The sequence below is a fragment of the Planococcus wigleyi genome (genome assembly GCF_014836985.1).
In the GTDB taxonomy this organism is placed as follows: domain Bacteria; phylum Bacillota; class Bacilli; order Bacillales_A; family Planococcaceae; genus Planococcus; species Planococcus notacanthi.
This window is the reverse complement of the sequence record NZ_JACSPU010000007.1, coordinates 12992-36281: the sequence shown is the minus strand read 5'-3', so window position 1 is coordinate 36281 and position 23290 is coordinate 12992. Positions and strand designations below refer to the sequence as shown.

Sequence of the window (23290 nt, the reverse complement as noted above, 5' to 3'; positions counted from 1 at the left end):
AGCTTTACCGAATACACGTTGCTGTTAGTCTATTTTCTGCCATTGCTTATTATTTTCGGCGCTTTGCTGATCGGGCGCGCTTTTGATAAGAATAAGAAAAAGTGAACGAGTCCATAGTTTTGCTGCAAAGATAAGGACCAAAACGATACTTTTCTATCTAAACAATAGAGAGGCAGACCGGATTTTTCCGGCCTGCCTCTCTTTTTTGCTATTGCACTGTGCCTATCCGAGAACTTCTATCTTTTCAAGTACCCGGAAGACTCCGCTTTTCTTCTGTCCAGACTCCGTCTCCCAGCCCCTCGGATCTTAAGTCTGCCTGGCTGTGCGGCAAAAAGCGCCGCTTCGCCAGTCCGCCTTAAGTCTTTCGGGGCTACCGGAAGACTCCGCTTTTCTTCATTACCCTACTACGATGTTAACCAATTTCCCTGGAATGACGATAACTTTTCGTACTTGTTTGCCTTCGGCTGCTTTTTGGACATGTTCGTCCGCCAGTGCTGCCGTCTCCAGTTCTTCTTTTGTGCTGTCTTTGGCAATTGTCAACTTGGTTTTTACTTTGCCGTTGACTTGTACCACGACTTCAACTTCATCATCGACCATTTTCGACTCGTCGTAGTGCGGCCAATTTTCGTAAGCCACAGAACCCTCGTGCCCCAATTTCTCCCACAGTTCTTCTGCTACGTGAGGTGCAATCGGCGACAACAGTTTGACAAAGCCTTCCACGTACTCTTTTGGAATGGAATCCACTTTATAACCTTCATTGACGAAGACCATCATTTGTGAAATCGCTGTGTTGAAACGCAGGCCTTCAAAGTCGTCTGTTACTTTTTTGACGGTCTGGTGATAAACCTTGTCCAGCTTGCCGTCGTTCGCATCGGTTACTTTAGCACTCAATTGCTCTTCGTCCATCAACAGGCGCCATACGCGGTCCAGGAACCTGCGGGAACCGTCCAAACCGTTCGTTGACCAGGCAATCGAAGCTTCTAGTGGACCCATGAACATTTCGTACATGCGCAATGTATCTGCACCATGGCTTTCGATAATCTGATCCGGATTGACGACATTGCCTTTTGATTTCGACATTTTCTCATTGCCTTCCCCAAGAATCATCCCTTGGTTGAACAGCTTCTGGAATGGCTCTTTCGTCGAGACCACACCGATGTCATAAAGTACTTTATGCCAGAAACGGGCATACAATAAATGAAGCACAGCGTGTTCAGCTCCACCGATATAAACATCAACCGGCAACCAGCGTTTCAGAAGTTCCGGATCTGCCAGCATTTCATCATTGGTCGGATCGATAAAGCGCAAGTAATACCAGCAGCTGCCCGCCCATTGTGGCATCGTATTTGTTTCACGGCGCCCTTTCATGCCAGTTTCAGGATGAACGATATTGACCCATTCATCGATATTGGCAAGAGGTGATTCGCCAGTGCCGCTCGGCTTGATATCTGTTGTTACCGGAAGCATCAATGGCAAGTCTTTTTCTTCAACCGGTGTCATTGTGCCATCTTCCCAGTGGATAATCGGAATCGGCTCGCCCCAATAACGCTGTCTGCTGAATAGCCAATCACGCAGACGGTAAGTGATTTTCTTTTCACCGACTTGTTTTTCGACCAACCAGTTGATGGCTTTTTCAATTGCTTCTTTTTTATTAAGGCCATTCAAGAAATCAGAATTGATCAATTTACCGTCGCCGGCATACGCTTCTTCATCGATGTTACCGCCTGAAACGACTTCCACAATCGGCAAATCGAATTGCTTAGCAAATTCATAATCGCGCTCATCATGAGCAGGTACCGCCATAATAGCGCCTGTCCCATAAGTCGCCAATACATAATCGGCAATCCAGATCGGCATTTTTTCGCCGCTGACCGGATTGGTTGCATAAGCACCCGTGAAGACGCCTGATTTATCTTTAGCCAAATCGGTGCGCTCCAAGTCACTTTTCGTCTTGACGTCATCGATGTATTTTTCGACAGCCTGTTGTTGGCCGGCAGTTGTAATGGCTGCCACCAATTTATGTTCAGGAGCCAGTACCGCATAAGTCGCGCCGAAAATCGTATCCGGGCGTGTTGTGAAAGCACGGAAAGAATGTTCGGTGTCTGCCACCTGGAATTCCAGTTCCGCCCCTTCAGATTTGCCGATCCAGTTGCGCTGCATATCTTTCAGGCTTTCAGGCCAGTCCAAATCATCCAGATCTTCAAGCAAACGATCTGCATATTCCGTAATGCGCAACACCCATTGGCGCATCGGACGGCGTTCGACGGGATGGCCGCCACGCTCTGATTTGCCGTCGATAACTTCTTCGTTGGCCAAAACCGTGCCAAGTGCCGGGCACCAGTTAACTGCCACTTCGTCTACATAAGCAAGGCCTTTATTATACAATTGGATGAAAATCCATTGTGTCCATTTATAGTAGGAAGGATCCGTCGTATTGATTTCACGGTCCCAATCATAGGAAAATCCAAGTTCCTGAATCTGGCGCTTGAAAGTTGCGATGTTTTTCGCTGTGAATTCGGCCGGATCGTTGCCAGTATCGAGTGCATACTGTTCTGCTGGAAGACCGAATGCATCCCATCCCATAGGATGAAGAACGTTATAGCCCTGCATGCGTTTGACGCGGCTCAAAATATCCGTCGCCGTGTACCCCTCTGGATGGCCAACATGAAGTCCAGCACCTGATGGATATGGGAACATATCCAATGCGTAAAATTTCGGTTTCGATGGGTCATCCACCATCTTGAATGTTTTGTTGTCTTGCCAATATTTCTGCCATTTCTTTTCTACTATCTTATGCTTGAATGTCATTTTCCTGTTCCTCCTCAAAAATAAAAACTCCCGTCCCTCATAAATAAGGGACGGGAGTTTTCCCGCGGTACCACCCAAATTAGCGAACGCTCGCTCAACTTGACTCCTTAACGCGGAAAACGGTGTATCTTACTTGGTTTCACATACACTGACTCCAAGGTGAGTTCGATTGCGCATTTCACCGGCTTGCACCATCCGCCGGCTCTCTGTGGAAAACACACAATGTACTGGTCCTCTTCGCTGTCATTGGCTATTGTCTTCATTTTAGACGAACGGCCGTTTTTTGGCAATAGCCTATGAGACTTTAACGTTATCGGTGTTCAGCGGTGCATCTGTAGAGTCGATGATATCCTGGACCGAAAAGCCCTCAAATACCTCAGACAGGACCAGTCCAGCGTCCGTCACTTCGATAACTGCACGTTCTGTAATGATTTTGTCGACCACGGCTTTGCCGGTCAACGGCAAATCGCATTGCTTTTTGATTTTGGCAGAGCCATCTTTTGACACGTGGTCCATGATGACGATGACTTTTTTGGCGCCATGGACAAGATCCATTGCACCGCCCATGCCTTTGATCATTTTGCCGGGAATCATCCAGTTGGCCAAGTCGCCGTTTTCAGCTACTTCCATGCCGCCGAGAATCGCCACATCAATATGTCCGCCACGGATCATCGCAAAGGATTCCGCACTTGTAAAGAATGCGGATCCAGGTATTGTGGTCACTGTTTCTTTTCCGGCGTTGATCAAATCAGGGTCGACCTGATCTTCGGTCGGATAAGGTCCGATCCCCAGAAGTCCGTTTTCAGACTGAAGCACCACGCTTTTGTTTTCGGAAATGAAATTGGCCACCAACGTGGGCATACCGATTCCCAGGTTGACGTAATCACCGTCTTTAATTTCTTTTTCGGCCCGTTTTGCAATTCGTTCTCTGACTGCTTGTTTATCCACGTTTTTCCCCACCCTTCCCTAAACAGTGCGTGTTGTTAAGCGCTCAATGCGTTTTTCCTGGTCCGCCTGCAGCAAACCTTGGACATAGATGCTCGGGGTTTGCACATGGTTCGGATCAATTTCTCCGATTTCCACGATTTCTTCGACTTCCGCGATGGTTATTTTCCCAGCGGCTGCAGCGAGCGGGTTAAAGTTCTGTGCTGTCTTGTTGTACACCAGGTTCCCCATTTTATCGGCACGGTGAGCCCGAACCAATGAAAAGTCAGCCCTCAAAGCATGTTCGAGCACATATTCCTTACCGCCAAACTCGCGGATTTCCTTGCCGTCCGCAACCGTTGTCCCGACGCCAGCCGGTGTAAAGAATGCGGGAATGCCTGCTCCGCCTGCCCTCATTTTCTCAGCAAGCGTTCCTTGCGGCGTTAACTCCACTTCAATTTCACCAGACAATACTTGCCGCTCGAATTCTTTGTTTTCCCCTACATACGAACCGATCATTTTTTTGATCTGCTTGTTTTTCAATAATAATCCAAGACCCCACTCATCCACTCCGCAATTATTGGAAATGACGGTCAGATTAGTTACCCCTTTATCAACAAGAGCCAGTATGAGCTGTTCAGGTATTCCCACTAAGCCAAAGCCCCCTACCATAATTGTGGCTCCGTCCTGAATCTGTTCAATGGCTTCTTTCGCAGAACTGTAAATCGGTTTCATCCCATCGTGCCCCCTTTGCCAATAAACTGAATATTATTAATTAAAACGCTTTCATTCTAATTTAAACAAACTATTGCTGGAAACGCAATATGAACAAAGTTAGCCAACCTCCGTTGCTGGTGATTGTTTGCCATTTCCAAGGCATGCTACAATATCAGGTAGAGGAGTTGTTTAGAGTGAACACAGAATTTCCTTTTTCATCTGATGGAAAACGCTACTATACATGGAACCGCCACCTGCGCGACCATTTTGGCTTTAAAGTTATGAAAATCGCCTTGGATGCAGGCTTTGATTGTCCGAACCGTGACGGCACAGTGGCCCACGGCGGCTGCACATTCTGCAGTGTGGCAGGATCCGGTGATTTCGCGGGTGACCGTGTAGATCCCATCCCTGTGCAGTTCGACAAAATCAAAGCAAAAATGCACCGCAAATGGAAAGACGCTAAATACATGGCTTATTTTCAGGCCTATACCAATACACATGCTCCTTTGCCTGTCATCAAAGAAAAATTTGAAGCAGCACTGGAACAGGAGAATGTCATCGGCTTAAGCATCGCAACACGCCCCGATTGCCTGCCGGACGATGTGGTCGATTATTTGGCTGAGTTGAATGGCCGTACCTACTTGTGGGTGGAACTCGGGCTTCAGACCGTACACGAAAGGACAGCCTTATTGGTCAACCGTGCACATGATTTCGAGGCTTATGTTGAAGGTGTTACGAAACTGCGCAAACGAGGCATTCGCGTTTGCACCCATATCATCAATGGCTTGCCACTGGAAGACCGCGATATGATGATGGAGACTGCCCGTGAAGTTGCCAAGCTTGATGTACAAGGCATCAAAATTCACTTGCTTCATTTATTGAAAGGGACACCGATGGTAAAGCAATACGAAAAAGGCATGGTCGAGTTCTTGGAAAAACAGGAATACATCAATTTGGTCGCTGATCAGCTGGAAGTGCTGCCGCCTGAGATGGTCGTTCAGCGCATCACCGGGGACGGCCCCATTGACTTGATGATCGGACCGATGTGGAGTGCAAACAAATGGGAAGTGCTGAATGGCATTGATGGAGAATTAGAACGGCGCGGAAGCTGGCAAGGGAAATTGGCCGAGGGAAGTGTGGCGTTATGACGTTGGAACGTGTGTTGCCTTTTACAAAATCCTTGCTTGAAGAAGCTGTCTCTCCCGGAGACTGTGTCATAGACGGCACGGCAGGCAATGGGCATGATACCCTTTTTCTTGCCGAGTTGACCGGACCTTCCGGTAAAGTCTTCGCGTTTGATATCCAACAAGAAGCAATCAAAGCGACAAGCGAGAAAGTTCGCGGCTACCAGCATGTAGAGCTTGTTCATGACAGCCATGCAAAAATCCAAGAGTATGTTAAAGAATCGGTATCCGCAGCTGTTTTTAACTTAGGGTATTTGCCGAAAGGCGACCATAGCATCATCACGAAAGCCCAAAGCACATTGACTGCCCTCCAGCAATGTTTGGATTTGCTGAAGGCAAATGGTTTATTGTTGGTTGTTGTATACAGCGGACACGAAGGCGGCAGCGACGAACGCGATGCCGTGATGGAATTCGTTTCAACTTTGCCGCAAAAGTCTTTCGATGTGTTGAAATATGAATTCATCAATCAAAAGCATTCTCCTCCTTTCCTATTGGCGGTCGAGAAAAAGAAACATAAAAATTAGAAGATGCCGAAAAGGACATTTGTTCTTTTCGGCATCTTCTAGTTTAACGTCGAATTCTCATCTAAACCTGTTTAAAAACCATTTTCATAACTCGTCAATTCAGAGGCCGCCAATCTGGCATAGGCCTCAGATTCTATTGCGGCTTCCACCGACTCATTCACCAATGCAACCCACGATTGTTTCGTCTCCAATGCTTCCAGGAATGCGGAGGCTGCTTCCATCCGATAAAGTATTGCTCCTTCAAGGTATAATTTATAGTCATGCAAATGCTGAGCATATTCCGTGGAATTCTTAAATTCCATATAGCTGATTTGATTCAATAAGGTTTCATACTTCCGTTGGATGCTGCTCAGGTGTTCAGATAAAACTCCTTCCTCAAAATCCTCAGATCCTGCAAGGATTTTTCCCCAATGCTTTTGCCAGATTGTATTGAATTTCTCGTTCACATCGTTGATTTCCAACCACGCATAGTCGTGTGAATAATTTTGTTTTTCCAAAACTGCATGAGTCATATGCGGTTCTTTAAAATCATCCGACGGTACACGAATTTCAGCAGCTTCTTTCACTTCCAGAAGGACCATTTCCCATTGCTCTTCCTGTAAACGACCCAAAAAATATTGAAAAACTTCAGCATCTGAAACTTCTGTAGTTTGCAATCCAATCTCCATCCCACTGACAGCATCTTCTTCTACCGGCCCTATTGCTTGAGTAATTTCCTGCTCATCCCTTCCCTTCTCCAGCTCCTTTTTTTCTTCCGCAGAAGGAAAAGGCGAAGTCTGTTCGTCAACTTCAACACAGCCGCTCAAAAGGATAAATGCCATCAAAAAATTACCCGCCAAAAAGACAGGGCCGTCATGGCTTTGTCTGATCATGAAACAAACCTTCCTCCATAGGTTGTTATTGATACTGTTCCACAAACTGATCAGCGCAAAATAATTCAAGGGCTAAAGGAGTTCCTACATCTGTTCTCCGGCTTAACTTACCCAGTATGTATGAATCTTTTTATTACAAATATCATTTTTTTAACAAATTAAAACACATTACATTAATACCATCTTTTCCCTGTTTTCAAACCTTGGTGATAAAGTTTCTTAGATCTGCCGCTGGAACAAAATAGTAAGCTGCATGATTCCGAAAAACGGGATCATACAGCTTACTGTTTTATAAATCGGCTTATTCCATCTTATTGGTTCAATTAATTTTTATTCGACAACTTACGCTCACTTGATTCGAAAAATCAATTAACTCAGTTTTTCACTAGATCTTCAGAAGGTTTTTTGATAGCAAAAGCTTCTTTGAAGTTTACTTTCTCTCCTTCTTTTAGACGCTTCTTGTATTCAGCTGTTGCTGTAAAAAGAACATCCGTTGAAGAGTTAAGCGATGTTTCAAAAGAATCCTGCAATACACCAATGACAAACCCAACGCCAACTACTTGCATCGCTACATCTGCAGGGATTCCAAACAAGCCGCAAGCCAAAGGAATAAGCAATAGGGAACCGCCAGCCACACCAGAAGCACCACATGCACATACAGCTGCTAAGACGCTAAGAATAATCGCCGTTGGAATATCGACTTGTATGCCGAGCGTATGGACTGCAGCAAGTGTCAATACAGAAATTGTAACAGCTGCACCGGCCATATTAACCGTTGCTCCTAGAGGAATTGAAACAGAATAAGTGTCTTTATCCAACCCCAGCTTTTCACATAAAGTCATATTTACTGGAATATTCGCTGCAGAACTACGTGTAAAGAATGCCGTAATACCACTTTCTCGTAAACATTTAAATACAAGTGGATATGGGTTCTGGCGTATGTTTATAAATACGATTAGCGGATTAACTACAAGAGCCACAAACAGCATACAGCCGATTAACAGTGCAAGGAGCTTTCCATAGCTCAGCAATGACTCAAGTCCATTTGTCGTAATCGACTCAATCACTAAGCCCATGATGCCGAGTGGCGCTAACTTGATTATCCAGCCAACCATCTTGATAATTGCATCAGAAAAATTGGTAATAAGTAATTTCGTAGAATCTGGTGCTGTTCTCAATGCGACTCCAAGAACAATCGCCCAAGCTAAAATGCCGATGTAGTTTGCATTGTATAGGGCACTGACTGGATTATCGACGACATTCAACAATAAAGTTTTAATTACTTCAATTGCATTCCCCGGAGCCGCTAAATCTTCTGCTCCCTGAGTAAGTGCAATACTTACAGGAAAAATGAAACTGGCGATCACAGCTATCAATCCTGCAAAAAACGTACCTAACAGGTAAAGGAAGATGATAGATTTCATATTTGTCTGTTGGCCACTTCTATGCTGAGCGATTGACGCCATGACAAGAAACAAGACCAGTATAGGAGCAACTGCTTTTAATGCGCCTACAAATAGCGTGCCAAAAATAGTTAAGGATTTGGCTGCGTCAGGAATCAAAACAGCTAAAACCACCCCAAAAATCAACCCAATTAATATTTGTTTCACTAAGCTTATCTGATTCCACATTTTGAACACTTTCATACATTATTCCCCCTGTTAATTTCCATTAAAACTGCAACATAATCCATCCTTACGATCCATCTTGTGTAGTACGCAACCTCCTATATTACTGCAAACTGTTCAAGCTAATCCTATTCTATACAAAGTAAAGCACGAATTAAACAAATTTTTTATAAAATCAATAATTTGTACAATAATTTTTAGCAATTTGTCTGCCGTCACTTTCTATCAGGAAAGACAAAAGCTATCTTTTTGTTGCAAATGCAACAAAAAGGTGATATAGTCAATTCCTAAAACACTTACTAGCCAGCTAGTTAAATGAGGAGGTTGTTATGAAAGAGATTCTACGCGAAATCGGCATGATCGCCAGAGCCTTGGATTCCATCAGCAATATCGAATTCAAAGAGTTCGATTTGACCAAAGGACAGTATTTGTATGTCGTGCGCATTTGTGAAAATCCTGGAATTATCCAAGCCCAATTATTGGAGATGATCAAAGTTGATAAGTCAACTGCAGCCCGTGCCCTCCAAAAACTTGAGACAAGTGGTTTTATCGAAAAGAAAGACGATCCGCACAATAAAAAAAACAAAAACCTCCTTCCCACAGCGAAAGCACAAGCCGTCTACCCATTCATCAAAAAGGAAAATGCCCATTCTGACCAAGTGGCATTGCGCGGTTTCTCTGAAGAAGAAGCAGAAACTGCTTTTGGTCTTCTGCAGCGCATCCGAAAAAATGTCGAAAAGGACTGGGAATCCGTTAAAAAAGGTACCAAGCGAAACTATTGACCAATCAAAGGAGTGGCAATCCATATGACCACAAAGTTAACAGAATGTACGTTGGATGACCTGCACGAACTTCAAACCATCAGTATTGTTACATTTACCGAGACGTTCAAGGACCAAAATTCACCTGAACATCTCAAGGCTTATTTAGACGAAGCCTATGACTTGGATAAACTGAAAAAGGAATTAAAAAATCCTTCTTCCCGCTTCTATTTCATTTATGTGGATCAACAAGTGGCAGGCTACCTGAAACTCAATACAGATGCTGCACAGACAGAACCAATGGGGGCTGACTCATTGGAAGTCGAGCGGATTTATGTAAAGAAAGCCTTTCAAAGATATGGATTAGGGAAACAGCTGTTGAACAAAGCCTTCGAAATGGCAGTTGAACAAAACAAAAAAAGGATTTGGCTCGGTGTTTGGGAAGAAAATGCAAACGCCATTGCGTTTTATCGAAAAAAAGGATTTGTGCAAACAGGAACCCATTCTTTCTATATGGGCGATGACGAACAAGTCGATTTGATCATGGTTAAAACACTCCACTAATTCATATCAGAAAGGCGGAACTCGATGTATATTCCAAAGTATTTTAAAGTCACTGATTTTGAGGAAATCCGGGAATTTGTTCAACAAAATTCCTTCGGAACGCTTGTTACGATGAAAAAAGGCAAACCCATTGCGAGCCACCTGCCTTTGCAGTTGGTAAAAGAAAATGAGGAATACCATGTAACCGGACATATGGCTTATGGCAACCCTCAGTGGCGGACATTTGATGCGGTCGAAGATGTTCTGGTCATGTTCCAAGGACCCCACACCTACATATCCTCTTCCTGGTATGAGCAGGAAAATGTCCCGACCTGGAATTATCAGGCTGTCCACATTTATGGAACTGCGCAAATCTTAACCGAAGAAGAATTGAAACAGGATCTGACTCGTTTAATGGAAAAGTATGAAAGCCACCGTGCCAATCCAGTTCTTTGGGATACCCTCTCCCGTGAGCTATTGGAGAGAGAATTGAAAGGCATCGTTGGATTCAAGATCCCTGTAAGAGAAGTTCAAGCCGCCTATAAAATGAGCCAGAACCGAAACAAAACCGATTACCAAAACATCATTAGCCGCCTGCAGGAAGAAAAAGATCCGAATGCACAAAAAATAGCTGATACGATGAGTGAAAAGCAAATTGACTGATTGTCATCACCAATTAATTGAAGGATTGCGTTGAAGCATGTACAATACGGATTAACTGCATATCTGAAATGTTTTCTAGGGTTCCGCAGCAAACAAGCTGGTCTGGTCCGAGAGAAAACTCACAGCTCTGCTGTGTCACGGAAGGACAAAAGCCTGGGAGAAACTGTTTTTACAGTTCTCCCAGGCTTTTTTATTTCTGTAATTATTAAAAGGAGGATTTTAGAATGAATTCAAATTGGTTAAAAGTCATACTAGCTGCAGTTTTTGAAGTGGTATGGGTTATCGGTTTAAAGCATGCAGACGGTTTTTGGGATTGGGCAGTCACGGTCATCGCGATTGTCATCAGTTTTACCGTCATGATCATGGCAGGAAGAAAGTTACCGGTGGGGACCGTCTATGCAGTCTTCGTCGGTTTAGGAACAGCGGGGACGATGCTTTCCGAAATCATTTTTTTCAATGAACCGTTCAATGCTCCAAAACTATTACTGGTCGGAGTTTTGCTGGCAGGCGTCATCGGGCTGAAACTGGTCACGCCAGACCCTGTTTCTGAAGGAGGAGAAGCGTAATGGCATGGACAGCATTGGTTTTGGCGGGGATATTCGAAATGATGGGGGTTGCGATGATAAATAAATTGCACCAGGACCGCAATTTGCAGTCTCTAGTATTGTTGATTGCCGGTTTTGGGGCGAGCTTTGTATTTTTGTCTTATGCAATGGAAACCCTGGCCATGGGAACTGCATATGCCATTTGGACAGGAATCGGCGCTTCAGGCGGAGCCATTCTCGGCATGCTATTTTACAATGAATCCGCAGATTGGAAGCGAATTTTCTTTATTGCGATGGTTTTAGGGGCGGCAGTAGGCTTGAAATTGGTTTCTTGAAATTGGTCTCCGGCAACTTAATTGAATAGACAGGAAATTGAAAAGCGAAGAAACTAAAACTACGTTTCTTCGCTTTTTTATGCTGCATGTACAAGCTTTCTCCTTTGCCTGGAAAGCGTTTTAAGAATCTGTTTCACTTTATTTCCAATACCAGTTTCCCTAAATAATGTTGCTGTAAAGCCACGTGAGCAGCAGAAGCTTGTTCTAAAGGAAAAACTTTGTCCACATGCGCTTTTACATTTCCACTCTTCACATAATGAACAAACCTGCTGATTATATCCGCATCAGGCTCTCCATTAAAAGCAATGACCTTAAAGTCTTCACTTGTCGGCAATGGAAAGACCCCGTTCGGATACGCTACCCGGCCTTCTTTTTTCACGGATTGCATGACCGTTTTCGCCGTTTCCCCTCCCGCAGTCAATAAAGCAGCATCAAATCCTTCGGGTTCTGCTGTTATTGCTGCGGCCAACAAGTCCTCATTATAGCCATCGGCGACATTCTCTATGCCCAGGTTGCGGACCATCCCGACTCCGTCTGCTCCGGAGGCAACGGCAAAAACCCGGGCGCCGATTTTTCTGGCGAGCTGGACCGCTATATGGCCGACTCCTCCACTGGCACCCAAAATGACGATGGATTCACCTTTTTGCAGCTGAAGGATATCTTCCAACCCACGCAATGCCGTTATCCCCACTCCTAAAATCCCGCCCGCTTCTTGGGCATTTAGAGACGCTGGAACAAGTGTTGCATATTTCTGGTCGACAGCTGCAAACTCTACATAGAAGCCGCCTTGCGGATTCAAAAAACCTGCGGCCATCACCTTATCCCCTATTTTAAAGCCCTTTACATTTTCACCTTTTGAAATAATGGTTCCAGAACCTTCAGAGCCCAGCACATAAGGAAACTCCACTTCCATCTTCAGCATCTCCGCATAACCGCCTTGCCGTTCAAAAGCATCCCATTGTCCTACTCCTGCAAATTCCAGTTCTATCAGTATTTCATCCTTGTCGACATCCGGTACCAGAATGAACTCCGTGGCCAATTGTTCTTCATTTCCGAACGCATGCAAGACAGCAGCTTTCATGAAACCAGCAGGAGCAGTTGAATTGCTGTCCATCTTACTTCCTCCTTTCATGTGTTTAATGCTTAATTCGAGTTAAGCACATCAGAATCGCTATTTCCAATAAGGCAAATTGAAGCTACACACTTAGTTATTGGCAATGATAAATTCTAGTTTTTCTGGCTGCTGGAAGTCCTCATTCACTTTGATTACCATGTCTAAATAAAAACTGAACGGGTAGTAGGATAAGGACATCAATTTAAAGGAGGAGGATTTGAATGAAAATCCAAGCAGCTGTAACACATGGTTTAGGAGAAGATTTTAAATTTGAAGAAGTGGAATTGGGCGAACCGAAGATGAATGAGGTATTGGTCAAAATTGTAGCATCGGGAGTTTGTCACACAGACGCCGTGGCACGAGATTTAGGATTATCCCCATTTCCTGCTGTTCTTGGGCATGAAGGCTCGGGAGTTGTTGAAAAAGTGGGTGCTGCAGTGACAACGATTAAGGCTGGCGACCACGTGGTGCTGTCTTTCGCTTATTGTGGCCACTGTGAAAATTGCCTGACTGGACACCCGACGGTTTGCCTGAACTTCAACGAATTGAACTTTGGCGGCAAAATGCAGGACGGCACAAATCGAATCCATCACCACGACCACGCCGTGTCGACGTTTTTCGGCCAATCGTCTTTTGGAACTTTTGCGGTTGCTCATGAACGCAATGTCGTCAAAGTCGATCCAGGAGTCGATTTGGCGCTCCTCGGCCCACTCGGCTGTGGCATTCAGACTGGCGCTGGCACAGTATTGAACCGGTTCAAGCCTGAGTTCGGTTCTTCCATCGCCATATACGGCAGTGGTGCCGTTGGATTGAGTGCTGTCATGGCGGCAAAAATCGCCGGCTGCCTTAACATCATTGCGGTTGATATCCACGACAACCGCCTGGCGCTGGCCAAAGAACTTGGTGCGTCACATACTTTAAATGGACAAAATGTCGATGTTGTACAAGAAATCAAAAAAATCACCAATGGCGGTACTCATTATGCCGTTGAAACGACAGGAGTGCCGCCTGTCGTTAAACAAGCCATCCATGCTCTCCGGCCACTCGGTTCATGCGCCATCGTCGGCGTGACACCTGAAATCACCTTCGATGTCCACAATGACATCATGGCAGAAGGCAAAACGGTAATGGGTGTGATTGAAGGCGACTCCATTCCGCAAGTGTTCATTCCGCAATTGGTGGACTATTATAAGCGAGGTCTGTTCCCGTTCGATAAACTGATTAAAGTATATGATTTCGAACAAATCAACGAAGCATTCGAAGACTCCAAAAAAGGAACCACCATCAAGCCGATTGTACGAATCGATCAATAGTTCATTCTTTTGCATAAAAGATTGAACAGATTGTTGAGCAGCATTTCTTAAAAAGTTGTTTTGTCAAAAAACGCCGATAGGAAATCTCCTATCGGCGTTTCTGCATTTCTTCCGCAATCAATCGGAAGGTTTTAAGTTTGTCATTAAAGTCGTAAGCCGAGGAAACCAGCATCACTTCATCCGCTCTATATTCGGATGCCATAATTTCTAATTTGTCCACAACCTGCTCCGGTGTACCGACGACCATTCGGCGGCGGTTTTCAGCGACCAATAGTTTTTCGAATTTGGAATAGGGATACGCGCTGGCCTTTTCAGGAGGCGGTGTGCCTTTTGAAGGAATTCCCTGCGCTCCCATGCACAGTGAAAGATCCATCGATGAAGCCACCCACTCCGCCTGTTCGGACGTTTCCTGACAGACGACAAATATCGCAAAGCCTACCCGGGGTTTGCTTTCTTTATGAGACTTAAACTGTTTCCGGTATTCTTTTGCAAACTCCTCTCCGCCTTCGCCATTGATGAAATGTGCGAACATATAAGGCAACCCTTTTGCCGCTGCCAGCTGTGCCGAGTTTTCACTTGACCCCAATATCCAGATCGGCGGGCTATGCTTCGTCACCGGTGTCGCTTTCATTCCGTAATACGGATGTTCTTCGGGAATCGAATCCGTCAAGTACATGCGCAGCTCATCGATTTGTTTAGGGAATTGGCTGGTGTCCCGTTTTTTGCCTTCGTTCAATGCATAGGAAGCACGCGGCATGCCTCCAGGTGCACGGCCGACTCCGGCATCGATTCTGTCTGGATACAACGCTTCCAGCAGCTTAAAGTTTTCAGCAATTTTAAAAGGGGCATAATGCGGCAGCATGACACCACCCGATCCCAACCGAATAGTGTTGGTCACCGCTCCGAGATGGGCGATCAGCACTTCTGGCGAAGAGCCGGCCAGGGTCGTCGCATCGTGATGCTCAGATACCCAAAAGCGGGTATACCCCCATTGCTCAGCTTTTTGTGCAAGAACCGCTGTCTGTTTCAAGGCTTCCTGCGGCGAACTGCCTTCTGAAATCGGGGATTGGTCCAGTATGCTATAGCTTAATGCCATTGTAATCTCTCCTCTGTGCCATTTATTCTCGTTCACTCTTCAACCAAGTAACCGACCGACCGCAGCACTGTATAGATAAATGCTTGCGCCGCTTGAAAAACTTCTTCTTTCTCCGGTTCCTGAAAAATGTCGTGATAGCAGAATTTCCATTCCTTATAACTAAACTCGGTAAGCTGCTGCTTCAGCAGCCATTGCCGGGACGCATCTATTTCCGTAATCATATCCCGCTCCGCTGTATGCAGATATGTCGGAATCCGAGGATACAAGTCGACAGCAGCTGCGGTTTCTTTCATATAGCTCTGCAACTCCTTATACCATCCAGAGGTGATGACTGAATGGTACAGTTTGTTTTCAGTTTCCTGATCTAAGGAAAATTGGTCTCTGGTCAAATGGCGGAGTTCAATGCCATGATCCATTTTCCTGCGGCCAGTCAACTGCGAAACTCCCGGAAATGCATTAGGTGCTTTCGGAGGCAATTTTTTTAACTGCAGCCACGGAGACGTGAAAATGGCACCGGCCACATTGAACTTTCGGTTTGCCAGCACATTCATCGCAATGGTGGCACCTAAACCATGCGCTATGACAAAAACCGGCAAATCATTTTCCGATGAGAGCTTCAGCATTTCACTTACTGCCTGCTCGTAGTCATCGAACGATTCACGGTGTACGTGATCGGCACCAGCATTCCTGCCATGGCCCGGCAAATCTCCTGTATAAACATGGAATCCAGCCGATCGCCATTTCTCGATTTGCCATGCATAACGCAGATGCTGCTCATACGCGCTATGGATCAATACCACAACCGCTTTTGCTGTGCCTTCCGCCTGCCATTTCCACATATTCCGACTTCCTTTCTCCACCAATAATTCTTACTGCTGTATTTCCTATTTGACGTTTTGATTTGATTTGTTACGATTATAGAATATCTTATCTTTTTTAAAGGAGCTTTGCCATGATTTATCCATATAAAGACAAATTCCCCCAAATCGATCCATCGGTTTTCATCGCTGACTATACGACCATCTCCGGTGATGTGACGATTGGCGCCCATTCATCGGTTTGGTTCAACACGGTTATCCGCGGCGATGTCTCACCAACCATTATCGGCAATAAAGTCAATATCCAGGATCTTTGCATGCTTCATCAAAGCCCTGGCAAAACCTTGCTTTTGGAAGATGAAGTGACTATTGGCCATCAAGTGACTTTGCATAGCTGCATCATCCGCAAAGGGGCGCTGGTAGGCATGGGGTCCGTCATTCTAGACGGAGCGGAAATCGGAGAAGGTGCATTTGTCGGAGCGGGCAGCTTGGTTCCTCCTGGAAAAGTCATTCCACCCGGCATGCTTGCGCTCGGCCGTCCCGCAAAAGTGGTCCGTGAACTGCGCGAAGACGACAAGACCGACATGGAACGGATTGTCCGTGAATATGCGGAAAAAGGGGCTTATTACAAGTCTCTTCAAAAAGACTAACAAAAAAAGGATGACCAGGCATCGCTGCCTGGTCATCCTTTTCTAACGCATGTTTAAATACCAGCTTCTACGCCAGCTTGTTCTTTAAGAATTGCTGCTTTGTCAGTACGTTCCCAAGGAAGATCAACATCCGTACGGCCAAAGTGTCCGTAGGCCGCTGTCTGCTTGTAGATCGGGCGGCGCAGATCCAACATTTTGATGATGCCGGCAGGACGCAAATCAAAGTTCGCACGTACCAAATCGTCCAATTTGTCTTCATCCACTTTGCCGGTGCCGAATGTATCGAAAGCGATGGACACAGGATGTGCTACACCGATTGCATACGCCAACTGCACTTCGCATTTGTCTGCAAGGCCTGCAGCAACGATGTTTTTCGCTACATAACGGGCTGCATAAGCTGCTGAACGGTCAACTTTTGTTGCATCTTTACCAGAGAAAGCTCCGCCGCCGTGGCGAGCATAGCCACCATAAGTATCCACGATGATTTTGCGGCCAGTCAAGCCCGCATCTCCTTGAGGTCCGCCAATTACGAAACGCCCAGTTGGATTGATAAAGTATTTGGTGTCTTCATCGATCCATTTTGCCGGAACGACTTCTTTGATGACGTATTCTTTGATATTGCGTTGGATTTGCTCCAGCGTTACTTCTGGGTGGTGCTGAGTAGAAATAACAATCGTGTCTACACGAAGCGGTTGATTGTTTTCATCGTATTCAACTGTCACCTGCGTTTTGCCATCCGGACGCAAATACGGAAGAATTTCTTCCTTGCGTACTTCAGCCAAGCGGCGCGCCAATTTATGCGCCAATGAAATCGGCAATGGCATTAATTCTTCTGTTTCGTTGTTGGCATATCCGAACATCAACCCTTGGTCGCCTGCTCCAATATCGTCCATTTCTTTATCTGTCATTTGGCCTTCACGTGATTCAAGTGCCACGTTTACTCCAGCAGCGATATCCGGTGATTGCTCATCGATTGCTGTAAGGACTGCACTTGTTTCTGAATCGAAACCATATTTAGCACGTGTGTATCCAATTTCTCTCACCGTTTGTCTAACGACTTTTGGAATGTCCACATAAGTGGAAGTAGTGATTTCTCCAGCTACCAAAACCAGTCCTGTTGTTACAGTCGTTTCACACGCAACACGTGCGTTTGGATCCTCGGCTAAGATTGCATCCAAAATAGCATCTGAGATTTGGTCACAGATTTTATCCGGATGTCCTTCTGTTACTGATTCTGAAGTAAATAATCGACGGTTTTTCAAAAAATGTTCCTCCTTATATCCTGCGAGATTGCTCTCGAAATTGATACGGTACTCGTTTCCCATGTCAAGTCCGTTCCGGAATTTCCGGATTGAACTTCAAGCCGTCTGTGGCCTTTCACACGAGGATTAAGGGCATTCCATAAAAAAATCCCTTCACTCATTCGTCATGAGGAAAGGAGAATCATCATAAGCACCTTTCACTCTTATCATCCAAGGCCTGTAAGCCTTGTTTCAGGTTTGGCACCATCACTGCAGTTGCAGCAGGTTGCCGGGTTTCATAGGGCCTGTCCCCTCCACCAGCTCGGAATAAGAGTATCCGTTCAATTTTTCATCATACGGAAATAGTTCGGGGATGTCAACGATTTCGGCGAATAAAATGCTCAAATTTTATTGCTGAATGTTCTCATCCTACGCAGTGAACATTCGTGAAGTTCTTTTCCTATCGGCCAGGAAACTGCAATAATTTCTCATTGGGATTATGTGATTTCATTCAGCTCCTGTTATGATGGGAGTTAGCCCCATCTTTAAAACAATATGACCTTCGAATTTCCCAAGGAGCAACGGCCTCCGTCCTTCCCAATCCCCTAATATAGAACCTTATTTCAATATTTTTTCAATTCTGCAGCGAATTAGTATAGACTAATGAACCTAATGTGTTATACTAATGAACGAATATACATCCTCCCCATCGCCATGGGAATAACAGAAAAGGAAGGTACATATATATGACTTCAGTGAACTTTGCAAACGATTTGAAGGATCTTTTGACTGGCCCAAATGTACATGTTCAATTATCAGTGCCACAATTAGTGGAAGCAGCAACATCTCGCGGAGAAGCGGTTTTGACACGGGAAGGCGCTGTTAAAGCGGAGACTGGGAAATACACAGGCCGCTCGCCGAAAGACAAATACATGGTCGAAGAAGAAAGTTCTAAAAACAAAGTCGACTGGGGCAATGTGAACCGTCCGATTTCCAGCGAAGTGTTCGAAAACCTGTACGCTAAAGTGCTCAAACACCTAAAAGAAAAAGATGCGCTTTACGTATTCAAAGGATTCGCCGGAGCTGACCACGAATCCCGTGTACCGATCCAAACTATTAATGAGTACGCGTGGCATAATCTGTTTGCCCACCAATTGTTCATCCGTCCGACGGCTGAAGAATTGAAAACGCATGAAGCTGAATTCACTGTAGTCTATGCTCCTACATTCATGGCAGACCCTGCAGTTGATGGGACCGCTTCAGAAACATTCATCATCGTATCGATGGAACAACGCATCATTTTGATCGGGGGTACTGAATACGCCGGCGAAATGAAGAAGTCCATCTTCTCAATCATGAACTACTTATTGCCTGAAAAAGGCATTCTTCCTATGCACTGTTCAGCGAACGTTGGCCAAGACGGCGATGTGACTTTGTTCTTCGGCTTGTCCGGTACAGGCAAAACGACTTTGTCAGCTGATGGAGACCGTAAATTGGTCGGTGATGACGAGCATGGCTGGTCCGATAATGGCGTCTTCAATATCGAAGGCGGCTGCTATGCCAAAACCATCAACTTGTCACGCGAAAACGAACCACAAATCTACGACGCCATCCGTTTTGGTTCTGTCCTTGAAAACGTGGTAGTGGATCCGGATACACGCATCCCTGACTACAACGATGGTTCATTGACTGAAAATACACGTGCTGCTTACCCAATGCAGGCAATCGATAATATCGTAGACCCTTCAATTGCTGGACATCCGAAAACGATCGTCTTCTTGACAGCAGATGCATTCGGCGTCTTGCCTCCAATCAGCAAGTTGACGAAAGAACAGGCGATGTACCATTTCCTAAGCGGCTATACATCAAAATTGGCTGGTACAGAACGCGGCATTACATCTCCTGAAGCAACATTCTCTACTTGCTTCGGTTCACCATTCCTTCCGTTGCACGCAACGGTCTATGCAGAAATGCTCGGCAATAAAATCGATGAGCACGGCGTTCAAGTCTTCCTTGTCAACACAGGTTGGACTGGCGGCGTCTACGGAGTCGGCAGCCGCATGAAGCTTTCTTACACGCGTACAATGGTTCGCGCTGCCATCAAAGGCGAGTTGAACAACGTACCGACTGAAAAAGAAGCGATCTTCGGCCTCGAGATTCCTGTAGAAGTACCAGGAGTGCCAACAGAAGTATTGAACCCACGCAATGCATGGGCAGACAAAGAAGCTTATGACCAGAAAGCAACGGAATTGGCACAGAAATTCCAAGAGAACTTCCAAAAGTTCGGTACTGTCGCACCGGAAATTACTACACTCGGCGGACCACTTCAAAAATAAGCATATGTTAAAAAACCGTTCGGAGAAATCCGAACGGTTTTTTTGTTTGGATTCAGTTAAATCATTTTTTTTCTTGTTCACCCATCCACTTGCAGACTGCTTGTACTGTTTGGCGATTTGCTGCCGGCGGAAAAAAATGTGTGTAATCCGGAAAATACCAGGTTTCGTGCGTCTGCCCATTCAGCTTTAATGCTTCTTCCAACAGAAAAGCTTGAGCCGGATAGACGTTTTCATCCTTCAGGCCATGAATGATCAGAAAAGGGGCTGCACTTTCCTCGATCCGCAACAAGGGATTGCGTTCTTCGTATTCAGCCAATGCTGTGTTGGGCGTCCCGCCATAGAGCCGTTTCATCATGCGCCGCATGTCCGGCCGCTCTTTATATGTCAGTACTGTATCTGTTACACCCGCCCACGTAACGACAGATGCAATATCCGGGCGAAGGATTGCCGTCCATAAAGCCATGATGCCGCCTCTTGAAAACGCCAGCAGATGCACGTTTTCGTTGCTGTAGTGCTTCAGGACATCGACTGCATGGACCGCATCCCACCGGTCTGCCCCCGCAAATTCATCACGGCCTTCACCACCCCGGTTGCCTCTGTAATAAGGCGCAAACACGACAAAGCCCTGTGCCGCAAATTGGGCGATGCGAGCAGGGCGCACCATTCCGATCGACTGGATGCCACCCCTTAAATACAAAATGCCGCTATAGTTTCCGGGCTCCTTAGGCTCTGCCAGCATGCCTTTTACCCTTAATCCTTCCGACCAATAAATAATTTCCATCAAACGGACATGAGGATTCGGTGATGGATAAGGTTTCTTTTTATCAATCATTCCATTTTCCAAGTTGCTTCACCTTCTCTATTATTGTCTTCATTCCTTCGTCTTTCATCAAAAAACTGTAGCTGTCGTCCAACTCCAAATTTCCTGATAACACGATTCCTTGCGTTTCAAGAAACGGGATCCGATCAATTTTTCCGATTTCCCCTGTAAAGACCGTTTTGCAAAAAGGAATTTCCGAAAAAACCACGTATTCTGCAAACCATTCTAGGTCCTTCAGATGAGCGCCCGTTTCTTCATAAACTTCCCTCATCGCCGCCTCCTGTAAACTTTCACCCGCTTCTACTTTGCCTCCGGGAAATTCCAGTCCGCGCTCATTATGCCGTGTCAATAGCCATTGCCCTTTGTAACGGCTAATCACCAACACATGTCTGCTCTCAATTGAGAAGCTGTTTTCTTCGAATGATAATTGACATAAATAACCGTTTAAATCTGTATACTGCATTTTTTCACCCCGATGCCATAGGAAAAGCGTACACTAGAATTCAGTGTACGCTTGTATAGTTCTATTTTACTTCTTTTCACCCAGGAATGCTGATAACATCCAAGAATGTTTTTCGAGGTTCTGGTGAATAGCATTCAGCATATCTTCTGTCATGTCGTCGCCGTCTTCAGCCGCCAATTCCATGCCTTTTTTCAAAGATTTCATGATTTTGTCGTAGTCACTGACAACGGTATCAACCATTTCTTCGGCTGTTTCTTTTTTGTTTGCTTCTTCAATAACGGACAGCTCAAGCTGCTCTTTCATTGTAGCGACCGGTTTTCCGCCCAATGCCAACAAGCGCTCAGCGATTTCATCCATATGAAGGGTTGCTTCGTTATACAATTCTTCAAATTTTACATGTAGAGTAAAGAACGAAGGCCCTTTCACGTACCAATGAAAATTATGTAATTTTGTATAAGCTACAGACCATGTAGCCACCTGTACGTTTAATTCGTGGTTTAATTCGTTTGACATTTCCAATCACACTCCAGTTAGTTTGATAAGTTCTTATACTTTATTTATACCTCTTATGCCCCTACAATAAACATATAAAGAACTTACCCGAAAAGAGCTGAACAATCATGAAGACGGTTTTACTGAAGATTTTCCGCTTCTACCAGCGGTTCATCTCGCCATTGTCTCCACCAAGCTGCCGTTTCTATCCGACCTGTTCCCATTATGGCATCGAAGCGGTCGAGAAGCACGGCGCATTGAAAGGCGGATATTTGGCAGCAAAACGCATTTTGAGCTGTCACCCTTTCCATAAAGGCGGGATTGATTTTGTCCCGGAAGAATGGCCACCAAAAAAATAATTGGTGGTTTTTCTTGTGTTTTTAAAGAGCTTCCTGTAATATTCAAATAGTCATTAAAACGTAATCGTTACATTTTGGAGGTTGAATATGAAAAAGATTCTATTATTGGTACCCTTGATTTTGTTATTGGCAGCTTGTGGAAAGACAAGTGAAGAAGCACAAAGCGTGGATGGAGATCCGGAAAAACTGCAGGTGTACACAACAGTTTATCCCCTGACTTATTTCACTGAGCGCATTGCTGGAGATTTGGTCGATGTCCGATCAATCTATCCGGCAGGTTCAAATGAACATACTTTTGAACCTACACAGCAAGAGATGATCAAGTTGGCAGATGCTGATTTGATGTTTTCAATCGGTCTGGGGCTGGAAGGATTTATCGACAGCGCCAAACAAACTTTACAGAATGAAAACGTCGAATTCATTGCCACAGCCGATCAGATTTCAGATGAAGACCTGGAAGCAGCTCTTGGCCATAAAGAAGAGGAACACGAAGAAGAGCATGATGAAGCACATGCCGAAGAAGCGGAAAGCCACGATGGCCATGATCACGGTTCTACTGACCCACATGTCTGGATGTCTCCGATGCTTAGCGAGAAACTGGCGGAATCCATCAAGGTTTCGTTGACACAGGCTGATCCGGAAAATGCAGAAGTTTACGAAAGCAATTATACGGAACTGGTTGCGGAGTTAGAGACTTTGGATCGATCCTTCGAAGCTTTGTCTGAACGTGTCAGCAAAGATACTTTCTTCGTCTCTCACGCGGCTTTCAGCTACCTTTCTGAACCTTATGGCTTTGAACAAGTTGCGATTGCAGGATTGAACAGCCAGGATGAACCATCGCAAAAAGAGTTGACCAAAATCGTCGATTTGGCGAAAGAAAAAGACGTTCAGAACATTGTCTTCGAACAAAATGTTTCTTCCAATTTGACGGAAGTCATTCAAAACGAAGTAGGTGCAGAAGCGATTCAAATGCATAATCTCGGTGTATTGACACAGGAGGATATCGACAACGAAGAAACTTACTTCACCTTAATGGAAAAAAATCTGCAGGTACTGGAAACAATTCTGAAATAAAAAAGGTACA

General features: G+C 45.2%; 24 protein-coding genes, 2 riboswitches and 1 other annotated feature. Of the genes, 12 read left to right on the top strand and 12 right to left on the bottom strand.

Annotation, left to right across the window (positions count from 1 at the left end; translation table 11 throughout):
• Positions 1-396: 396 nt before the first annotated feature.
• The 3 genes from leuS to H9630_RS17005 all read right to left on the bottom strand — a co-directional run bounded on the left by leuS (position 397) and on the right by H9630_RS17005 (position 4467).
• Complete coding sequence (leuS, locus tag H9630_RS17015) at positions 397-2808, bottom strand: leucine--tRNA ligase (RefSeq protein ID WP_191716680.1); 2412 nt, start codon at positions 2806-2808, stop codon at positions 397-399.
• Positions 2809-2851: 43 nt separating this feature from the next.
• Positions 2852-3058 (bottom strand) — a binding site (T-box leader).
• A gap of 44 nt (positions 3059-3102) precedes the next feature.
• Entirely contained in the window at positions 3103-3756 is a 654-nt protein-coding gene (locus H9630_RS17010; protein ID WP_191716679.1) for a 3-oxoacid CoA-transferase subunit B, read from the bottom strand.
• Between the two features lie 18 nt (positions 3757-3774).
• Positions 3775-4467, bottom strand: a complete 693-nt coding sequence (locus tag H9630_RS17005) for a CoA transferase subunit A (protein WP_191716678.1) — start codon at positions 4465-4467, stop codon at positions 3775-3777.
• Positions 4468-4610: 143 nt separating this feature from the next.
• On the opposite strand from H9630_RS17005, the gene H9630_RS17000 reads away from it, so the two are divergent.
• Both H9630_RS17000 and H9630_RS16995 read left to right on the top strand, forming a co-directional pair.
• Positions 4611-5597: a TIGR01212 family radical SAM protein gene (locus tag H9630_RS17000; protein WP_191716755.1), complete on the top strand. Its 987-nt coding sequence runs from the start codon at positions 4611-4613 to the stop codon at positions 5595-5597.
• Positions 5594-6157 (top strand): tRNA (mnm(5)s(2)U34)-methyltransferase, encoded by a 564-nt coding sequence (locus H9630_RS16995; protein WP_191716677.1) that lies wholly within the window; start codon positions 5594-5596, stop codon positions 6155-6157. Before H9630_RS17000 ends, H9630_RS16995 begins: the two co-directional genes overlap by 4 nt.
• A 71-nt stretch (positions 6158-6228) precedes the next feature.
• Here the strand turns inward: H9630_RS16995 and H9630_RS16990 are convergent, their stop codons facing one another.
• The gene (locus tag H9630_RS16990; RefSeq protein WP_191716676.1) at positions 6229-7029 is read right to left on the bottom strand and encodes a hypothetical protein; all 801 of its coding nucleotides are present in this window, start codon (positions 7027-7029) and stop codon (positions 6229-6231) included.
• A gap of 374 nt (positions 7030-7403) precedes the next feature.
• The gene (sstT, locus tag H9630_RS16985) at positions 7404-8675 is read right to left on the bottom strand and encodes a serine/threonine transporter SstT (protein ID WP_191716675.1); all 1272 of its coding nucleotides are present in this window, start codon (positions 8673-8675) and stop codon (positions 7404-7406) included.
• Positions 8676-8986: 311 nt separating this feature from the next.
• Between sstT and H9630_RS16980 the strand changes: the two genes are divergently transcribed.
• From H9630_RS16980 to H9630_RS16960, 5 genes are all read left to right on the top strand, one after another.
• Positions 8987-9439, top strand: coding sequence for a MarR family winged helix-turn-helix transcriptional regulator (locus H9630_RS16980; protein ID WP_191716674.1), 453 nt, complete (start codon positions 8987-8989; stop codon positions 9437-9439).
• 24 nt (positions 9440-9463) lie between these two features.
• Positions 9464-9982 carry a GNAT family N-acetyltransferase gene (locus tag H9630_RS16975; RefSeq protein ID WP_191716673.1) on the top strand — a complete coding sequence of 173 codons (519 nt, stop codon included), beginning with the start codon at positions 9464-9466 and terminating at the stop codon, positions 9980-9982.
• 24 nt (positions 9983-10006) lie between these two features.
• On the top strand, positions 10007-10624 hold the full coding sequence (locus H9630_RS16970) for an FMN-binding negative transcriptional regulator (protein ID WP_191716672.1): 618 nt from the start codon (positions 10007-10009) through the stop codon (positions 10622-10624).
• Positions 10625-10688: 64 nt separating this feature from the next.
• A riboswitch (guanidine-I (ykkC/yxkD leader) is annotated at positions 10689-10786 on the top strand.
• 62 nt (positions 10787-10848) lie between these two features.
• The gene (locus tag H9630_RS16965; protein ID WP_191716671.1) at positions 10849-11190 is read left to right on the top strand and encodes a DMT family transporter; all 342 of its coding nucleotides are present in this window, start codon (positions 10849-10851) and stop codon (positions 11188-11190) included.
• Complete coding sequence (locus H9630_RS16960; RefSeq protein WP_191716670.1) at positions 11190-11504, top strand: DMT family transporter; 315 nt, start codon at positions 11190-11192, stop codon at positions 11502-11504. Before H9630_RS16965 ends, H9630_RS16960 begins: the two co-directional genes overlap by 1 nt.
• A 133-nt stretch (positions 11505-11637) precedes the next feature.
• Here the strand turns inward: H9630_RS16960 and H9630_RS16955 are convergent, their stop codons facing one another.
• A complete protein-coding gene (locus tag H9630_RS16955) occupies positions 11638-12618 on the bottom strand; it encodes a quinone oxidoreductase family protein (RefSeq protein ID WP_225218632.1) in 981 nt (326 codons plus the stop codon).
• Positions 12619-12839: 221 nt separating this feature from the next.
• Between H9630_RS16955 and H9630_RS16950 the strand changes: the two genes are divergently transcribed.
• The gene (locus tag H9630_RS16950; RefSeq protein WP_191716669.1) at positions 12840-13931 is read left to right on the top strand and encodes an NAD(P)-dependent alcohol dehydrogenase; all 1092 of its coding nucleotides are present in this window, start codon (positions 12840-12842) and stop codon (positions 13929-13931) included.
• A gap of 88 nt (positions 13932-14019) precedes the next feature.
• Here the strand turns inward: H9630_RS16950 and H9630_RS16945 are convergent, their stop codons facing one another.
• Entirely contained in the window at positions 14020-15027 is a 1008-nt protein-coding gene (locus H9630_RS16945; RefSeq protein WP_191716668.1) for an LLM class flavin-dependent oxidoreductase, read from the bottom strand.
• 32 nt (positions 15028-15059) lie between these two features.
• Entirely contained in the window at positions 15060-15866 is an 807-nt protein-coding gene (locus H9630_RS16940) for an alpha/beta hydrolase (RefSeq protein WP_191716667.1), read from the bottom strand.
• A gap of 113 nt (positions 15867-15979) precedes the next feature.
• Between H9630_RS16940 and H9630_RS16935 the strand changes: the two genes are divergently transcribed.
• Positions 15980-16495 (top strand): gamma carbonic anhydrase, encoded by a 516-nt coding sequence (locus H9630_RS16935; RefSeq protein ID WP_191716666.1) that lies wholly within the window; start codon positions 15980-15982, stop codon positions 16493-16495.
• A 53-nt stretch (positions 16496-16548) separates the two neighbouring features.
• Here the strand turns inward: H9630_RS16935 and metK are convergent, their stop codons facing one another.
• A complete protein-coding gene (gene metK, locus H9630_RS16930; RefSeq protein ID WP_191716665.1) occupies positions 16549-17757 on the bottom strand; it encodes a methionine adenosyltransferase in 1209 nt (402 codons plus the stop codon).
• A gap of 200 nt (positions 17758-17957) precedes the next feature.
• Positions 17958-18070: riboswitch (SAM riboswitch) on the bottom strand.
• A gap of 412 nt (positions 18071-18482) precedes the next feature.
• Here metK and pckA point away from each other — a divergent pair.
• Positions 18483-20072 (top strand): phosphoenolpyruvate carboxykinase (ATP), encoded by a 1590-nt coding sequence (gene pckA, locus H9630_RS16925; protein ID WP_191716664.1) that lies wholly within the window; start codon positions 18483-18485, stop codon positions 20070-20072.
• A 61-nt stretch (positions 20073-20133) separates the two neighbouring features.
• Here pckA and H9630_RS16920 read toward each other — a convergent pair whose 3' ends face one another.
• The 3 genes from H9630_RS16920 to H9630_RS16910 all read right to left on the bottom strand — a co-directional run bounded on the left by H9630_RS16920 (position 20134) and on the right by H9630_RS16910 (position 21868).
• Entirely contained in the window at positions 20134-20916 is a 783-nt protein-coding gene (locus H9630_RS16920) for an alpha/beta hydrolase family protein (RefSeq protein WP_225218631.1), read from the bottom strand.
• Positions 20897-21355 carry an RNA deprotection pyrophosphohydrolase gene (gene ytkD / locus H9630_RS16915; RefSeq protein ID WP_191716663.1) on the bottom strand — a complete coding sequence of 153 codons (459 nt, stop codon included), beginning with the start codon at positions 21353-21355 and terminating at the stop codon, positions 20897-20899. The genes H9630_RS16920 and ytkD overlap by 20 nt, the downstream gene beginning before the upstream one ends.
• Positions 21356-21421: 66 nt before the next feature.
• Entirely contained in the window at positions 21422-21868 is a 447-nt protein-coding gene (locus tag H9630_RS16910) for a Dps family protein (RefSeq protein ID WP_191716662.1), read from the bottom strand.
• Positions 21869-21975: 107 nt separating this feature from the next.
• Here H9630_RS16910 and yidD point away from each other — a divergent pair, with 107 nt between their 5' ends.
• Both yidD and H9630_RS16900 read left to right on the top strand, forming a co-directional pair.
• The gene (yidD, locus tag H9630_RS16905) at positions 21976-22206 is read left to right on the top strand and encodes a membrane protein insertion efficiency factor YidD (protein WP_191716661.1); all 231 of its coding nucleotides are present in this window, start codon (positions 21976-21978) and stop codon (positions 22204-22206) included.
• 87 nt (positions 22207-22293) lie between these two features.
• A complete protein-coding gene (locus H9630_RS16900) occupies positions 22294-23280 on the top strand; it encodes a metal ABC transporter solute-binding protein, Zn/Mn family (protein WP_191716660.1) in 987 nt (328 codons plus the stop codon).
• Positions 23281-23290 lie beyond the last annotated feature (10 nt).

What these genes read in the sequence shown, in the direction of transcription:
- leuS (WP_191716680.1), bottom strand. Translation starts at nt 2,808, where the DNA reads ATGACATTCAAGCATAAGATAGTAGAAAAGAAATGGCAGAAATATTGG.
- H9630_RS17005 (WP_191716678.1), bottom strand. Translation starts at nt 4,467, where the DNA reads ATGAAACCGATTTACAGTTCTGCGAAAGAAGCCATTGAACAGATTCAG.
- H9630_RS17000 (WP_191716755.1), top strand. Translation starts at nt 4,611, where the DNA reads ATGCTACAATATCAGGTAGAGGAGTTGTTTAGAGTGAACACAGAATTT.
- H9630_RS16995 (WP_191716677.1), top strand. Translation starts at nt 5,594, where the DNA reads ATGACGTTGGAACGTGTGTTGCCTTTTACAAAATCCTTGCTTGAAGAA.
- H9630_RS16990 (WP_191716676.1), bottom strand. Translation starts at nt 7,029, where the DNA reads ATGATCAGACAAAGCCATGACGGCCCTGTCTTTTTGGCGGGTAATTTT.
- sstT (WP_191716675.1), bottom strand. Translation starts at nt 8,675, where the DNA reads ATGAAAGTGTTCAAAATGTGGAATCAGATAAGCTTAGTGAAACAAATA.
- H9630_RS16980 (WP_191716674.1), top strand. Translation starts at nt 8,987, where the DNA reads ATGAAAGAGATTCTACGCGAAATCGGCATGATCGCCAGAGCCTTGGAT.
- H9630_RS16975 (WP_191716673.1), top strand. Translation starts at nt 9,464, where the DNA reads ATGACCACAAAGTTAACAGAATGTACGTTGGATGACCTGCACGAACTT.
- H9630_RS16970 (WP_191716672.1), top strand. Translation starts at nt 10,007, where the DNA reads ATGTATATTCCAAAGTATTTTAAAGTCACTGATTTTGAGGAAATCCGG.
- H9630_RS16965 (WP_191716671.1), top strand. Translation starts at nt 10,849, where the DNA reads ATGAATTCAAATTGGTTAAAAGTCATACTAGCTGCAGTTTTTGAAGTG.
- H9630_RS16960 (WP_191716670.1), top strand. Translation starts at nt 11,190, where the DNA reads ATGGCATGGACAGCATTGGTTTTGGCGGGGATATTCGAAATGATGGGG.
- H9630_RS16955 (WP_225218632.1), bottom strand. Translation starts at nt 12,618, where the DNA reads ATGGACAGCAATTCAACTGCTCCTGCTGGTTTCATGAAAGCTGCTGTC.
- H9630_RS16950 (WP_191716669.1), top strand. Translation starts at nt 12,840, where the DNA reads ATGAAAATCCAAGCAGCTGTAACACATGGTTTAGGAGAAGATTTTAAA.
- H9630_RS16945 (WP_191716668.1), bottom strand. Translation starts at nt 15,027, where the DNA reads ATGGCATTAAGCTATAGCATACTGGACCAATCCCCGATTTCAGAAGGC.
- H9630_RS16940 (WP_191716667.1), bottom strand. Translation starts at nt 15,866, where the DNA reads ATGTGGAAATGGCAGGCGGAAGGCACAGCAAAAGCGGTTGTGGTATTG.
- H9630_RS16935 (WP_191716666.1), top strand. Translation starts at nt 15,980, where the DNA reads ATGATTTATCCATATAAAGACAAATTCCCCCAAATCGATCCATCGGTT.
- pckA (WP_191716664.1), top strand. Translation starts at nt 18,483, where the DNA reads ATGACTTCAGTGAACTTTGCAAACGATTTGAAGGATCTTTTGACTGGC.
- ytkD (WP_191716663.1), bottom strand. Translation starts at nt 21,355, where the DNA reads ATGCAGTATACAGATTTAAACGGTTATTTATGTCAATTATCATTCGAA.
- H9630_RS16910 (WP_191716662.1), bottom strand. Translation starts at nt 21,868, where the DNA reads ATGTCAAACGAATTAAACCACGAATTAAACGTACAGGTGGCTACATGG.
- yidD (WP_191716661.1), top strand. Translation starts at nt 21,976, where the DNA reads ATGAAGACGGTTTTACTGAAGATTTTCCGCTTCTACCAGCGGTTCATC.
- H9630_RS16900 (WP_191716660.1), top strand. Translation starts at nt 22,294, where the DNA reads ATGAAAAAGATTCTATTATTGGTACCCTTGATTTTGTTATTGGCAGCT.